The 15,546-nt window shown below is 34.9% G+C and carries 15 protein-coding genes; 11 read left to right on the top strand and 4 right to left on the bottom strand.

Annotated elements, in window-relative coordinates; translation table 11 throughout:
• Positions 1–26 precede the first annotated feature (26 nt).
• From PHP06_08300 to PHP06_08260, 9 genes are all read left to right on the top strand, one after another.
• Positions 27–1,376: an extracellular solute-binding protein gene (locus PHP06_08300; protein ID MDD3840560.1), complete on the top strand. Its 1,350-nt coding sequence runs from the start codon at positions 27–29 to the stop codon at positions 1,374–1,376.
• A 103-nt stretch (positions 1,377–1,479) separates the two neighbouring features.
• Positions 1,480–2,436 (top strand): sugar ABC transporter permease, encoded by a 957-nt coding sequence (locus PHP06_08295; GenBank protein MDD3840559.1) that lies wholly within the window; start codon positions 1,480–1,482, stop codon positions 2,434–2,436.
• A gap of 1 nt (position 2,437) precedes the next feature.
• Complete coding sequence (locus PHP06_08290; GenBank protein MDD3840558.1) at positions 2,438–3,283, top strand: carbohydrate ABC transporter permease; 846 nt, start codon at positions 2,438–2,440, stop codon at positions 3,281–3,283.
• Positions 3,284–3,341: 58 nt separating this feature from the next.
• Positions 3,342–4,400 (top strand): amidohydrolase family protein, encoded by a 1,059-nt coding sequence (locus tag PHP06_08285; protein ID MDD3840557.1) that lies wholly within the window; start codon positions 3,342–3,344, stop codon positions 4,398–4,400.
• A gap of 29 nt (positions 4,401–4,429) precedes the next feature.
• Entirely contained in the window at positions 4,430–5,821 is a 1,392-nt protein-coding gene (locus PHP06_08280; protein ID MDD3840556.1) for a hypothetical protein, read from the top strand.
• A gap of 103 nt (positions 5,822–5,924) precedes the next feature.
• Positions 5,925–7,055 (top strand): uroporphyrinogen decarboxylase family protein, encoded by a 1,131-nt coding sequence (locus PHP06_08275; GenBank protein ID MDD3840555.1) that lies wholly within the window; start codon positions 5,925–5,927, stop codon positions 7,053–7,055.
• 36 nt (positions 7,056–7,091) lie between these two features.
• Positions 7,092–8,117 (top strand): aldose 1-epimerase family protein, encoded by a 1,026-nt coding sequence (locus PHP06_08270; GenBank protein MDD3840554.1) that lies wholly within the window; start codon positions 7,092–7,094, stop codon positions 8,115–8,117.
• Between the two features lie 28 nt (positions 8,118–8,145).
• Positions 8,146–9,483, top strand: coding sequence for an amidohydrolase (locus PHP06_08265; GenBank protein MDD3840553.1), 1,338 nt, complete (start codon positions 8,146–8,148; stop codon positions 9,481–9,483).
• 59 nt (positions 9,484–9,542) lie between these two features.
• Entirely contained in the window at positions 9,543–10,400 is an 858-nt protein-coding gene (locus PHP06_08260; protein MDD3840552.1) for an EamA family transporter, read from the top strand.
• 97 nt (positions 10,401–10,497) lie between these two features.
• Here the strand turns inward: PHP06_08260 and PHP06_08255 are convergent, their stop codons facing one another.
• The 3 genes from PHP06_08255 to rpe all read right to left on the bottom strand — a co-directional run bounded on the left by PHP06_08255 (position 10,498) and on the right by rpe (position 12,895).
• Positions 10,498–11,283, bottom strand: a complete 786-nt coding sequence (locus PHP06_08255) for a DeoR/GlpR family DNA-binding transcription regulator (protein MDD3840551.1) — start codon at positions 11,281–11,283, stop codon at positions 10,498–10,500.
• Positions 11,284–11,556: 273 nt separating this feature from the next.
• Entirely contained in the window at positions 11,557–12,153 is a 597-nt protein-coding gene (locus PHP06_08250) for an SIS domain-containing protein (protein ID MDD3840550.1), read from the bottom strand.
• A gap of 85 nt (positions 12,154–12,238) precedes the next feature.
• Positions 12,239–12,895 (bottom strand): ribulose-phosphate 3-epimerase, encoded by a 657-nt coding sequence (gene rpe, locus PHP06_08245; protein ID MDD3840549.1) that lies wholly within the window; start codon positions 12,893–12,895, stop codon positions 12,239–12,241.
• 329 nt (positions 12,896–13,224) lie between these two features.
• Between rpe and PHP06_08240 the strand changes: the two genes are divergently transcribed.
• Positions 13,225–13,926 (top strand): triose-phosphate isomerase, encoded by a 702-nt coding sequence (locus PHP06_08240; protein MDD3840548.1) that lies wholly within the window; start codon positions 13,225–13,227, stop codon positions 13,924–13,926.
• Between the two features lie 22 nt (positions 13,927–13,948).
• On the top strand, positions 13,949–14,452 hold the full coding sequence (locus PHP06_08235; protein MDD3840547.1) for a secondary thiamine-phosphate synthase enzyme YjbQ: 504 nt from the start codon (positions 13,949–13,951) through the stop codon (positions 14,450–14,452).
• A gap of 100 nt (positions 14,453–14,552) precedes the next feature.
• Here the strand turns inward: PHP06_08235 and cysK are convergent, their stop codons facing one another.
• Complete coding sequence (gene cysK / locus PHP06_08230) at positions 14,553–15,455, bottom strand: cysteine synthase A (GenBank protein MDD3840546.1); 903 nt, start codon at positions 15,453–15,455, stop codon at positions 14,553–14,555.
• Positions 15,456–15,546 lie beyond the last annotated feature (91 nt).

Below are 15,546 nucleotides of genomic sequence, written 5' to 3'. Positions count from 1 at the left end.
TAGTTATCAAAAAAAGGAGGATATCTATGAAAGGTAAAGTTGTTAAGTTTTTGAGTTTTTTAATTATCATAGTTATGGTATTTACACTGGTGGTTGGTTGTGGAGGTAGTGGAGATAAAACAGATGATGGGACAACAAATGAAGGACAAAAAGATAGTTCAAGCAATGAAGAGGGAGCAGAAAGCGGTGAAGAAGTCACCTTAAGTGCGTTACTGTGGTGCCCAGATTGGCCTGAAGAAGCTCAGCAAATAATGGATGCATTTACAGAGAAATATCCTAATATTAAAGTTGATTTCCAGCCTATGAGTACTGGTGGAAGTATAATGGAAGCACTGCAGCCTAAGGTAAACTCTGATTCTTTACCTGACTTTATGAGTGTTAACGGGGATGAATTTGGTGCAAAGCTTGCGGATGAAGGCTATTTATTAGATGTTTCAGATTTGGATGCTTGGGACAATACTTTGGATTCCCTAAAGCCTGAATGGATATCTAAGGAAAAAGAGATTCCCTTTGGTATTTCCGGGGGGTTATGTACTACATTAATTTATTACAACAAGGATATGTTTAAAGAAGCAGGTATAGATGCAGTGCCAGAGAATTGGGATGAGTTCCAGGATGCTTGTAAAAAGTTAAAAGATGCAGGATTAGTTCCGATGGTATTTGGCGGAGCAAATGCAAATGATTTGGCTAATGGACCAATAAGCTATGGTTTAGCACAGAACATTATGGGCAAAAATCCAAATTTCAAGGAAGAGATTGCTGATGGAACGATAGATTTGAATACTCCCGAAATGGCAGATGTTTTTGAAAAGTTAAAATATGTACCGGATAATGGATATGCTCAGGAAGGATATATGAGCATGGACTATATTGCTGGCAACAATGCTTTTGTGCAAGGACAGGGAGCGATGTATTTTAATGGTACATGGCTTGCGAACGACCTGATAAATGGGCCCGATTTTGAGGTTGGAGTTTTCTTACCTCCATGGAACCCTAAAGGAGAAGAAAAGATACCAGTAGCTTCTAGCGAAACAGGGTTTGCAATAAGCGCTCGTTCTGAACACGTGGAAGAAGCTAAAAAATTGATGGAATTCTTTATGGGTGAGGGATATAACATATATCAGAATAAGAGAATGTGTGTACCTCACATGGAAGCAGATAAGATTAAAGTCAATGTAGAATTAGCTGATCAGATAACAGAAGTAATGGATGAATTATCGAGTTATGAAACGACTGTTCCCCTCTATTTTGCATATCTACCTGCTAATGTTACAGGGAATATACAAAAAATAATTCAGGAAGTACTTATAGGGGATAAGACTTCAGAACAGGCCGCTAAACAAGTAGATGATTTGGTGAAGGAAGCAGCCAAATAATAAAGAATAAATTTAGTAGTTGTTACCTATGCAACTTCGGCAGTAAAAGATAAATTTTTATCTTTTACTGCCGGTAAAATAATAGAATTAGTGGGGGAGAAAATTGATTAAAAAGACATCTAAAAACACAAATATTGCAATGAGTCGTATAGGGAAAATCAAAAAGAAAAAAAGCATTTTGGAAAAACAGAGGGATAGAACGGCTTTTGTCTTTCTTTTACCAGCACTAATATTAATACTTGTATTTTTTATAACACCCATTATTCTATCTTTAAGATTCAGCTTTACAAACTGGGATGGCATATCAAAAGAGTATAATTTTATAGGACTGAATAATTTCAAGTATGTTGTAAATGATGCATGTTTCGGTAGAATTTTATTAAACACACTTTATTTAATGATAATTTATGTTCCTGTGTTGAATATATTAGCTATCGTTATTGCTGCTTTGATCGTTAATGTAAAAAACAAAATAGGTAATTTTTACAAATCCGTATTATTTTTCCCGAATCTATTGTCCATGACTGTTGTAGGGTTTATATGGAAGTTGATGTATGATTATAACAATGGTTTGATAAACACTGTTTTTAGAAAATTAAAACTGGATTTTCTAGTCCAGGATTGGATAGGAGCGAAGAATCTCGTAATTCCTTCAGTGGCTGCAAGTATTATATGGTTTGCTTTGGGATATTTTCTTATCATTTATATCGCCGGGATGATGTCTATACCTATTCAATTATATGAGGCAGCAGATGTTGAAGGGGCCACTAGGGCTCAAAAGTTTTTCAATGTGACACTGCCGCTACTTGCCCCGTCGATTACTATCAATGTGGTGTTATCTACAATGGGGATAATCGCTACCTTTGACTTACCTTTTGTTTTAACAGGGGGAGGGCCAGGGTATCTATCTGAGACTCTAGCTCTTAAGGTATATCATTATGCTTTTACTAACTTTCAGCAAGGTCCAGCCCTAGCATTAGCGGTTATATTGGGAATTATAGCTATTCTAATCGCATTTCTAGAATTAAAAATCTTACTGAAAAGGGAGGACATATATTGATATGAATAAAGAAAAATCACTAAAAAAGAGCAGATCCAGGGTAGGGACAAATATATTTCTTATGATAGTTGCTATTTTAGTATTAGTACCTCTGTGGTATCTTTTAAACAATGCTTTTAAAACTCCCCAAGCGATGATGTTAGAACCTTTGATAATAAGGCCACAGACTTTTACCTTTGCCAATATAGCAAGGGCATTTAAAATAATGAATTATCCAAAGCTGCTTTTGAACAATGTAATAATATTAGTAATATCTTGTAGCTTTTTGGTTGTTCTAGGTTCTTTTGCAGGGTATGCTATAAATATTTCCAATAATAAGGCGATAAAAAATCTATACATTTTTATAGTTTTAATCATGACTCTACCGTTTCAACTGGCAATGATTCCTCTGGTATCCATGTTGAAGAGTATGAATCTTATGGATAGTTTTTTTGGTACATCTCTAGTTTTTACAGCATGGTCTTTACCATTTGTAATATTTTTGTATACAGGATATATGAAAACTATTCCCAAAGAACTTCTTGAAGCTTCTATAGTAGATGGTTGTGGGCTATTTAAGACCTATGTATATATTTATATGCCATTATTAAAGACAATAACAGGCACTGTCTTGATCTTGAGAGGGGTACATATATGGAATGATTTATTGATACCCCTGGTTACTATTACAAAATCTTCAATGAGTACCTTATCTTTAAAATTATATTCTTTTGCTTCCACGCGAATAACAGCATGGGATTTAGTATTTGGAGGTACATTGTTAGTGGTTATTCCCATCATGGTTTTATTCCTTTCACTCCAAAAAGTATTTATTCAAGGAATTGTTGCAGGAGCTGTAAAGGGTTGAGGTTGTTGGTTAATTAAAAAATATGATTGTTTATTAACTATAGAAAAGAGGAATATTTATGGGAAATTTATTTGAGGTAAAAGAAGTAGATAAAATATTTTATGATGAAAAGTTAAAAGATTTTCTGCCCAACAAGTTTATCGATATTCACACTCATGTATGGCTGGACGGTTTTAGAAGTCAAGATGAAGATGTTTTGAGTCGTGCAGTTACATGGCCTTCCAGGGTAGCTCAGGATAATTCAATAGAAGATTTGATAGAGACTTATAAACTGATGTTTCCTGATAAAGAGGTTACACCTATGATTTTTTCTACTACCCCTGAAAGGAAAAGAGAAAGGGAAGCTAACGATTATATCAAAGAATGTGCAGAGAAATATAATTTTCCTTCTTTAATATTTGCTTTACCGGAATGGACAGGACAACAGCTGGAACAGAGGGTTATAGAGGGAGGATTTTATGGATGTAAGGTATATCTTACATTATCTCCGGATTATATACCGGAAAAAGAGATAAGAATTTTTGATTTTTTGCCTCATCATCAATTAGAAGTTATCGATAAACATGGATGGATAGTTGTGCTTCACATCCCAAGGGATGGCAGGCTGAAAGATCCGGTAAATCTTGCTCAGATGCTAGAGATAGAGGATAGATATCCCAATGTCAAATTAATAATAGCCCATGTAGGAAGAGCTTATTGTGCTGAAGATGTAGGAAATGCCTTCGAAGTTTTATCAGATACAAAAAATATGATGTTTGACTTTTGCGCAAATACCAACCAATGGGTTTTTGAGCAGCTTATCAAAGCGGTAGGGCCCAAAAGGATTATGTTTGGCAGTGATCTTCCTATATTGAGAATGCGTACTAAAAGAATATGTGAGAGTGGAAAATATATTAATCTCGTTCCTAAAGGTTTGTATGGAGATGTTTCTGATGATTCCCATATGCGAGAAGTAGAGGGAGAACAAGCAGATAAGTTGACTTTCTTTATGTATGAAGAAATAGACGCTTTCAGGAGGGCGGCGCAGACTACAGGGTTATCCGATGCAGATATTGAAGATATTTTTTACAATAATGCGAGGGGAATTTTAGAAAAGGTTGGACATTCGTTTAAATAGTAAAACATAAATTCAGAAAGAGTGATGATATGAGAAAAGCTAAAATTGGATTATTACCTTTTTATCTTGAACTATATGACAATTCTTCTCCTCAAATCCGCGGGGAGATAGAAAGTTTTTATAATAAAATTGCAGAAAAGTTTGAGGGAAAAGGTGTTCAAGTAGAAAAAGTTGAAATATGCAGATTAGAAAATGAATTTATTAAATCTATCAAGCATTTCGAAGATTTAAAAGTAGACTGTATTGTTACTCTGCATTTGGCATATTCACCATCGTTAGAGTCTATCGGAGCTTTAACTAAAACAGATCTGCCAATCTTTGTATTGGATACAACTCCTGACTTTGAGTTTGGTCCTGAACAGATGGATTCTAAGATTACGTTTAATCATGGAATACACGGTGTACAGGATATGTGTAATTTGTTGATAAGGAATGGGAAATCATATCAGATAGAAGTGGGACATTGGGAGAAATCCGATGTTATAGATAGGATGCTGAATTGGATCAAAGCAGCTTATACTGCTAATATGATGAAAAATATGAGAATAGGAAGAATAGGAAATTCTTTTAAAGGAATGGGAGATTTTGCAGTACCTAGCAATAAGTTATATTCTACAATAGGCGTAGAAACAGTTGTTGCAGATGTGGAAGAATTAAAATCTTTCAATGAAAGTATTGAGCAAAGTGAAATTGATGATGAAATAGAAAAAGATAAAGGTATATTTGATACAGATAGAATAAATATGGATTCCTATCAACGCACAATTAGGGCATGCCTTGGGGTGCGAAAATGGATGGAAAAAGAGAACTTATCAGGATTTACTGTAAATTTTCTAGACATAGATAAAGAATCCGGATTAGATGTTGTGCCTTTTTTAGAGGCTAGCAAAGCCATGGCTAGAGGATATGGTTATGCCGGCGAAGGAGACGTATTGACTGCAGCATTAGTGGGAGCTTTAGGGATAGTCAACTCTGAAACCACGTTTACAGAGATGTTCTGTCCGGACTGGAAAGGAAACAGAATATTTTTGAGCCATATGGGCGAGATGAACTACAATTTAACAGCAGAAAAGCCGGTATTGTTAGAAAAACCCTTTCCATATACAGATGCAGAAAATCCTGTAGTTGCTGTAGGTAGGTATAAACCAGGGAAGGCTGTTATAGTAAATTTAGCACCGGGTTTTGATGACAGTTATTCATTGATTGTAGCCCCGATAGAGATGGAAAAAGTAGAAGGGCGGGATAATCTAGGAGATACAATCCGTGGCTGGTTTAAGCCCTCCATGTCCATAGATAGATTTTTAAAGCTTTATAGCCAGTTTGGGGGTACCCATCACTCTGCCCTTGTATATGGAGATGTAAAAGATTATGTGATTAATTTTGGGAAAGTGATGGGATGGAATGTTAGAGTAATAGAATGAGATGTTTTGAATCACAATAAATACCTCGGGTTTTATGCCCGGGGTTTATAATTGAAACTTCCCTTATAGTTCAGCAAATAAGAAAAAGTGGAGGTTAAATGTTATGTCAACACAATATTATATAGATGAGGTGCAGGTAAAAGAGTCCCATGATAGGCTTAAAAAGGCTTATAGGATGGAAGAAGTTGATCATGTGCCGATAGTTGAGATGACAGCAGAACCACTGGGATATACAATATTTGAAATCGCTTATGATGAAAAAAAGATGCTGAAACAACAACTACATAATATATCCCTTACCATGAAGCATAAAACAGATTACTGTCCTTATTTAGAGCCTTGGCATGGTGTCTCTGTATACGCTGAGCCTTTTGGGGTAGATATTGAATGGCCCAAGAATGATTGGCCCTGGTCTAAACCCATTATATTTGATAATCCAATGGATGTTTATAAATTAAAACCAAAGAAAGTCCACCAATCATTTTTATGGAAGAAAATATTTAAAACTATAGAATATTTTCAGAGAGAAACCAATGGAGATATACCTATTGCGACAACAGATCCTCAATCACCTATAACAACTGCATCTTTCATATGGCAGACGGATCAGCTTTTTTTAGCCATGTATACAAATCCTAAAGAAGTTCACTATATTTTAAATATGATTACTGACTTGTTTATAGAATTTTATGATAAACAACTGCAAGTTATAGAAAATCCTGCTTTTCCAGGCCATAGCTTTCCTTTAGGAGAACCAGGACGTGGAATATCTATTAGCGATGACAATTCTGTAATGTTATCTCCTAAAATGTATGAAGAATATTGTCTACCTTATTATAAGCGGATAGCAGAACATTTTAATGGGCTTTATATTCATTCTTGCGGAAACTTCACACATAATATACCCTCCATGTTAAAAATACCAAAGTTGAGGGCGATTAATTATCACAGCAGCTATGCAGATGTAGACCCGTTAAAGGGACGGAGGTTAGCAAAAGGCAAGTGTGCAGTGTGGACAGGGTTTACAGAACCGGAAATAGGGTTTAATGGAAACAGACCTCCTTTACCTGAATTGTTTGAAGATTTTTATGTTCCTAATAATATCGATGGTGATGAAAAAGGGATAATTTTAACGGGTTTTGGAAGTTATACTGGAACAGAAAATATTAGCCCTGAAGAACAAAATGATAGATATGACTGGATAGTAAAACTTACTAAGAAATTTGGTTGTTGATAATGTTGATAATTATATAAGAAAGGGGTAAAGGCTGTGGCAAATATATATGGTGAAAAATTAAGTAAAAGAGATATATTAGAAAGAGTAAGTGATTTATCGCAGATCTGTGGCACAAAAGCATATCAATTATCAGAAGGTAAGTCAAAAGGGATGAGGGCTATTGATATAAAAACAGGGGGAGGATTGAGTTATACTGTTTTGCCGGATAGGGGGTTAGATATAGCTTGGGCTGAATACAAAGGGATACCTATTAGTTTTATTAGCAAATCCGGTATTGTTTCCCCCCAGTATTTCTGTACAGATAAAAGTGTATGGGGAGAAAGTTTTTATGGAGGGCTGTTAACTACCTGTGGTTTGATGCAGGTGGGGAACGGCTGTGTCTATAAACAGAGAAAGTACAATGCCCATGGGAAGATTTCCAATATTCCTTGTGAAAAGAAAGGTATAATACACGAATGGGAAAAGGATGAATTGATCATGGGTGTGAAGGGGATCATGAATGAATCCCTTTTATATAGAGAAAATCTCCAATTAAGAAGAACCATAACTTCTAAATTGGGAGAAAATAAAATTCACATAAATGATGTGGTGGAGAATAATGGGTTCCAAAGGGAGCCTTTGATGATGCTCTACCATATTAATTTTGGATATCCTTTTCTGGGAGAGGATACTTTTCTAGATATACCTTCAGAAGATATAATACCTGTTGGAGATACAAAACAAGAAGATACACAAGAATATGATAGATTCCATCAACCAAAAGCAAATTACAGTAGCAAAGTATTTCACCATAAGTTGAAAGGTGATCGAGAGGGTAATGTTTGCTGCAAAATAATTAATAATAAGTTTAACTTTGGAGTGAGTATAGAGTTTAATAATAAACAACTATGGAACTTTACCCAGTGGAAAAACTTATGTCAAGGTGATTTTGTTGTTGGGTTAGAGCCTTGTAATAATTATGGCATGGGAATAGAAAATGAAGAACAAAATGGCAGTCTTGAATATATAGAACCTGGTGAGAGCAGGGAGTTTAATGTTATAATAGGAATTATTGAATAAAAAAATGTCGAAAAATGGGGAAATAGAGATGGAGGGCCAATTAAAACTTAAAATAAATAAATGTATTGATAAAAGAAGAAAAGAAATTATTCAGATAGGAGAAGAGATTTACAATACTCCAGAGACTGGCTTTAAAGAGTTTCAGACTTCTCAAATTGTTAAGAAAAAATTTCAAGAGATAGGATTAAAATTCACTCCATGTACTGATATTCCAGGCGGAAAAGCAACTATAGATACCGGAAAAGAAGGACCACGCATTGCTATATTAGGGGAGCTTGATTCTGTGGTTTGCAAAGAACATATACATAGCAACAAAACGACTGGGGCTGTGCATGCCTGTGGACATAATATACAAATTGCGGATATGATAGGTGCAGCGATGGGAATTGTTGATTCTGGCATAATAGATGAATTATCCGGTAAAATTCATTTTATTGCAGCCCCTGCAGAGGAATACATTGAAATAGCTTACAGAAAAGAGTTAAGGGATAAAGGAACAATAAAATACCTTGCAGGTAAACCTGAATTTTTACATAGGGGTCTATTTGATGATGTAGATATAGCTGTAATGATTCATGCAAATCCTATGGATGAAAAATTTGGGATTGCTCCTACTTTTAATGGATGCCTCATTAAAAAGATTAGATATTTAGGGAAAGCCAGCCATGCCGGAGTATCGCCCCATGAAGGAATAAATGCCTTATATGCGGCGAATTTAGGTATTGCAGCAATCAATTATATCAGAGAAACTTTTCAAGAAAAAGATTATATAAGGGTTCATCCAATTATGACAAAGGGTGGCAGTATTGTGAATATCATTCCTAGTGATGTACAGATGGAGACCTTTATCAGGGGTAAGACAATAGATGCTATAATGAAGACAAATAAAAAAGTTAATCAGGCTTTAATAGGGGGAGCAATAGCTATGGGGGCGATGGTTGAAATAGAAGATATACCAGGTTATTGCCCGTTAAAATGTGATGATAATTTAATATCTATTGCTAGAGAACTTATGAAAGAATTTGCAGCAGAAGAAGAGATTAAGGATATAGGGCATAGAACAGGTTCTACAGATTTAGGAGATTTGTCTACCCTTATGCCGGTTATTCATCCATATATAGGGGGAGTAAAGGGAGGATTGCATAGTACAGACTTTAGGATTATTCAAGAAGATATTGTATATATACTAGGATCAAAGTTACTAATTGCTATAGCAACTGAACTCTTATGGAATAAGGGAGAAAAAGCTAAAAAAATAATAAATAAATTTACTCCTATTTTTCATTCTAAAGGAGAATATTTTAAATATGTTGATAATCTATTTTGTAAGAGACTTTTGCCGGATGGGGGTGTGCTCAGATATTGATATAAAAGTTATTCCCAGTCTTAAACGTAAAAATCCCAAATAAGGAAGGAATGCAGTACATGGATAGGGCATTAATCTTTGCATTACTTACAATGATTACTAATGCATGTTATGACTTAGTATATAGGAAATCATCATTATTAAACAATAACAGCAAAGACATATATTCATTTTATTTTTATGCATCATTTTTTTCAGCGTTTTTTGCCTTTATATTAAATATTGTTATGTATAAAGGGATAGCTATAGACAGTTTGAACTTAAAATATGGTTTGTTATTGGGGATACTTTCATATCTCACTTATATGTTCTATATTTTAAGTTTTTCTCAAAAAAATACTTCAATAAGTGTCACTATATATCGTTTACATATGATACCCGCAGTAATTTTTGCTATCATATTTTTTAATGAATCTATTAGTATAAAAAGAGTATTAGGAATAATAATTTGCATACTTAGTATTTTATTATTTACAATAACAAAAGATACCAGCAATAATAAAGGTGATATAAAATCTCTCATGTATAGTACAGGCGCCTGCATCTGCGGTGCCATTCTAGATATGATTAATAAGCTTGCTGTAATGAATGGAGCATCAACGTTTAAATTGCTTTTATGTAGATATGCAGTGGTGTCTTTAATCGCATTATTGATTATGCTAGTTCGCAAATGTGATATTTTAATAAATAAGAATAATTTTAAATATGCTCTTATTTCTGGTTTTCTTATGGTTATTGCTTTATGTTTTGCCCTTGAAGCATTGAGAATAGGGGATGTTTCTCTAGTTTTGCCAGTAACCCAGATGTCCTTTATTCTGGTAGCTATAATAAGCGTTATATTTTATAAAGAAAGAATGGATAGGAAAAAAATATTGGGAATTATATTATCCATAATCGCTATTTTTTTAATAAGTTAGAAATTATATTCTTGTAAAAACAAAATCGGGCTTAATATATTTAAAGAAGAAGGAAATGATAGTTTTGTGTAATAGAATCCCATCTATCAGGATTCTATTACACAACAATAACTTCAATCCCTTTCTCTTTAAGTATTTCGATGTGTTCTTTGTCAGCTTTTGTGTCCGTTATCAAAGTGTCAATCACATTGACTTTGTCTATATAGGCAAAGCTTACTCTGTTTATTTTTGTATGGTCTGCAACAGCTATTACTTTGTTCACTCTCTTGATCATTTGTCGATTTATTTCCGATTCAAGGTGTAGAAAGGTAGTGATTCCATCTTTGGCACTTATTCCATCAACAGATAGTATTAATTTATCGACTTTGTATTTTTTCAACCCATTGATTGTATCGTCTCCATAGGTGAATTGATATTTTGGATTATAATTTCCTCCTAGGAGTATTATCTGCACACCGTTAAAATGACTTATTTCATGAGCTATAGAAATGGCATTGGTTACAATAACAAGATTTTTATTATTTCTTAATTTTTGAGCTGTATACAATGTAGTAGTTCCTGAATTAAACATTATATAATCTCCATCGTTTACCATATTAGCGGCAGTTTCAGCTATTTTCATTTTTTCTTGTTTATTTGTTTTCATCCTTTCGTGAAAGGACATGTTGAAATAGGCTTTAGATGTGCTGATAGCACCTCCGTGTGTTCTCTCTAGCACTCCATCAGCTTCTAATTCAGAAAGATCATTTCTAATAGTGACTTCAGATATATTAAACAAATTGCTTAACTGTGATACTTTAACCTTTCCATCTCTAGTTATTATATCTATTATTTTATTTCTTCTTTTTTCAGCAGTTATTTCTCTTGCATTTCCGTTATTCATAATATTTATAAGTTAATATAATTAAATATTAACCCAGGCAAAAAGCCTGGATATACCTCCTTGACCCTGATTATTTTTATTTGCTATTAGTTTACGTAATACTTTCATTTTAAATTTTATCATAAACGGATTCAAAATTAAAGCTTATTTTGCTAGGGCAAATCTATGAAAATAGCAGCGTCCGATATAAAAAAACCCAATCAACCAGCCTATTAGCTAGCCTATTGGGTTTGTACTATTTTATATTTTAACGCATGATTGTGTCAGAGCATATTATTTTTTATTTAGAAGTTCTCCTACAGCTCCACCTGGATGAATAAGCCCAAACTGTTCTACCTGATAACCTGTCTCTTCCATTATAGCTACTAACATAGCATCAAAAAGACCAACTGTAGCTACAAAGCTTGCTGTTGCCATTACATTGTACTTGTCGCTTTCCTTTTCAATTTTCATGGGTACTACAATGTCAGAGTTTCTGCCTAAAGGTGAATCAAGATTTTCGGTGATCCCTATAAGAGTTGCACCTTTTTTGTTACATACATCTATGATAGGTAATAACTCGACTGTTTTACCACCACGGGATACCATGACCATAGCGTCTTCTTTTTTCAGACCACCAAGCCCGCCGTGAACTGCTTCTGCAGGTGATAAAAAGAATCCAGGGCGTTCGATGCAGCACAGACAGTGCGCAAATTTTTTAGCTGCTATACCAGAGTTACCGCTTGCGCATGTAATAACCTTGTTACATGTGCTTAATGCATCAACAGCCTTTCCAAAGGCTTCAGTATCAAGGTATCCTGCTATGTCAGCTATTGCTTTACTCTCAATTTTCAAAGATTCCATTGCCATTTTCAAAGATTGTTCTTTCATTTTTAGCCTCCATTCTCCGCCAGATATAGCGGATAAGATTTTTTATACATCAGTATACTGATATATTGAATACAAATTATAATTATTATTTATTACAATTTTCTCTTAATTCTTTTATTGCTTGTGCCAAGTCAGGTTTATTAAAGATGGCGCTACCGGCAACTATTACATTAGCTCCCGCTTTTACAACATCACATATATTGTCAGCATTAATGCCACCATCAACTTCAAGTTCACAAGCAGGGTTATGTTTTTTTATCAATTCATTCATTTTAGATATTTTCTCTAGGGACTCAGGCATAAATGCTTGCCCTCCAAAACCAGGCTCTATCGACATTATGAGTATCATATCTAATTTGGGGATTAAATGTTCAATAGCTTCCGGTGGTGTCTTGGGTTTAATTGAAATGCTTGGTTTAACGTCATATTTTTTGATAAGGTCGATGGTTTCTTCAACTTTATCTGTAGCCTCATAGTGAATAGTTATATAGTCAGCGCCTGCTTTAGCAAAATTCTCAATATAGCGTTCAGGCTCCACAATCATCAGATGCACATCAAAAACCATCTTTGAATTCGGGCGGATACTTTCTACAATCTGTGGGCCAATAGACAAGTTTGGTACAAACATGCCATCCATAACATCGATGTGTAGATATTCAGCACCTGCTGCTTCAACAGCGGCTACATCACGAGCAAGATTTGCAAAGTCTGCAGCAAATAAAGACGGAGCAATTTTCACCAAAATTACGACCCCCTTTCATTAATGTTGCTTAATAGTTTCGTATTGATATATTTTTTGAATTGTACTCTCAACTTGATATTAATCTATAAACCTATAAAAGTCAATAGCAAAACCATAAAGCAACAAAATCATAATCGATACAAAGCATGGACACAATACAAATATAAGATAATACAAAGCAAAACGAAAATTAATTATAGACATCATAGGGTTTTTATGTTATACTTTAATGTGTAAAACCAAGCTATTTATTACCGTGTACATAATTAGTTTTGTTTTACTTTTCGTAAAATCAAGTATGTTTGCCGCATGAAAATGGAGGTTAAATAATGTATAAGGATTTTAAAATTAAATTACCTTTTTTTGAGATAGGTCCGAAAGCTTATCTTTATGGTGAAGGTGTATTAGCTCTTGCTAAAGCGGCTGACAAAGCTGCTGAGAAGTATGATGTAGATATTATCTTTACTCCACAGCACACAGATCTTTCTATGGTAGCGAAGGAAACAAAAAATATTCTTGTCTTTGCTCAACATATGGATTCTCTACCTGTAGGGCGGGGACTTGGTTCAGTTCTTCCGGAAGCTGTTAAGGCAGCAGGTGCTGTTGGTGTTATGCTAAATCATGCTGAAAAACGTGTTAGCCTAGCAGAATTAAACAAGACAATCAAGCGTGCGGATGAAGTTGGTCTAGCTACTATTGTATGTGCAGATACTGTGGAAGAAGCAGCAGCAATCGCTCATCTTAATCCGAATATAATAGTTGCTGAGCAGCCTGAACTTATCGGTACAGGCAAAACCAGTGGAATGGATTATGTTAAAGAATCTATCGAAGTTGTTCGTTCCATCAATCCTGATATTCAGGTGCTTCAGGGCGCAGGAATAAGTACAGGCAAAGATGTTTATAATGTTATTAAGGCTGGTGCTGCTGCAACAGGTTCATCTAGTGGTGTCATTAAAGCTAAGGATCCAGCCGAAATGGTTGATGAAATGATATCTGCCCTGCGTAAAGCATGGGATGAAGTACACAAATAATTATTTTTAGGAGGAATTAACTATGGCTGTTTATCGAGAAACTATTGAATTAAAGTCTGACTTAGGAAGACCTACATTTCATGATGTGACTGAACAGGTTAAGGAAGTTATCAAGAAATCAGGAATAAAGAATGGTATCTGTGTTGTATATTCACATCACACTACTTGCAGCGTTATGACTCAAGAATGTTCTCATGACAAAACTTACTTTGGTCTAGAATTCTTGCAACAGGATCTATGCAACATAATGGAAAGATTGATACCTACATGTAGGTATGAAGGCCAGTATTTGCATCCAGGTAAAGAGCATATTGACTTTGCTATGAGCTTGGGCACTGAAGAAGGCGAATGGACCAGCTTGAATACTGAAGCTCACTTACGATCAGTATTTTTTGGACGTTCAGAAAGTATCGTTCTTGTAGATGGCGAAGCTCAACTTGGTGATTTTGGATATATCTATTTTGTTGACTGGGATCAACTTCGTGGACGAAATAGAGTATGCCAAGTTCAAATCGTTGGTGAATAATTAATATGAAACAAAACTCATAAAATAAGCGGCAATCAACAGGTTGCCGCTTATTTTTAAAAGCAAATAAAAACGGCGTATTATTATAATACGCCGTTTTTTATATAAGTGCGGTACTGAAATATCTTTCTGCTCTGTCCGGAAGCACAGTGGCTATTGTTTTATCTTTGCCGCATTTATCTGAAATGTATTTTGCTGCCCATACATTTGCCCCGGATGATGTGCCTACAAGTGCTCCTTGGTATTTTGCAAGGTCTCTCGCTGTCTGAATGGCATCACGGTCTGCGACCTCTATTATTTCATCTATCAATGATGTATCCAGAACTGGAGGTACAAATCCATCCCCTATACCTTCTATTTTATGAAGTCCGGGTTCATGGCCCAAAAGTGCGGATACATTTTTAGGTTCTACAGCTACTATCACTATATCTTTATTTTTTTCCTTTAGATATTTTCCTACCCCTTGAAGAGTTCCGCCGCTGCCCAGACCGGATACAAATATGTCCACATTGCCTTCCAGTTGTCTCCATATCTCCGGACCTGTTGTTTTATAATGTATGTCCGGATTATCTGGATTTTCAAATTGATTTGGAACAAATATGGATGGATTTTGTTTAACTCGCTTTTCTACTTCCTTCAAAGTGCCTGCTATGCTCTGCTGGGCAGGTGTAAGTACCAGTTCACCGCCTAAAGCCCTTATCAGCTTTTTTCTTTCTTCGCTCATATTTTCGGGCATAACTATTATGACCTTATAACCTTTTTGTACTCCTACAAATGTAAGCCCAATACCTGTATTCCCTGAAGTAGGTTCCATTATTGTCATTCCAGGCTTTAACAAGCCTCTTTTTTCAGCCTGTTCTATCATGTGTTTCGCAACTCTATCTTTTATGCTGCCTGCAGGATTTAAAAATTCTGCTTTGGCATATATTTTAGCTCCTGTCATTTTTTCCAAACTTATCAATGGAGTATTGCCTATAATTTCTATAAGACTTTGTGTAACCATATCAGCATTCACCTTGTTTTCAATATATTTAATTATAAATAGTATATTATCATAAAGGGATATATGTGTAAACTTGCAAAACTTTGATTAC

It is taken from the genome of Clostridia bacterium, from assembly GCA_028698525.1.
Taxonomy (GTDB): Bacteria; Bacillota; Clostridia; order JAQVDB01; family JAQVDB01; genus JAQVDB01.
This window is presented reverse-complemented; position numbering and strand designations above follow the sequence as displayed.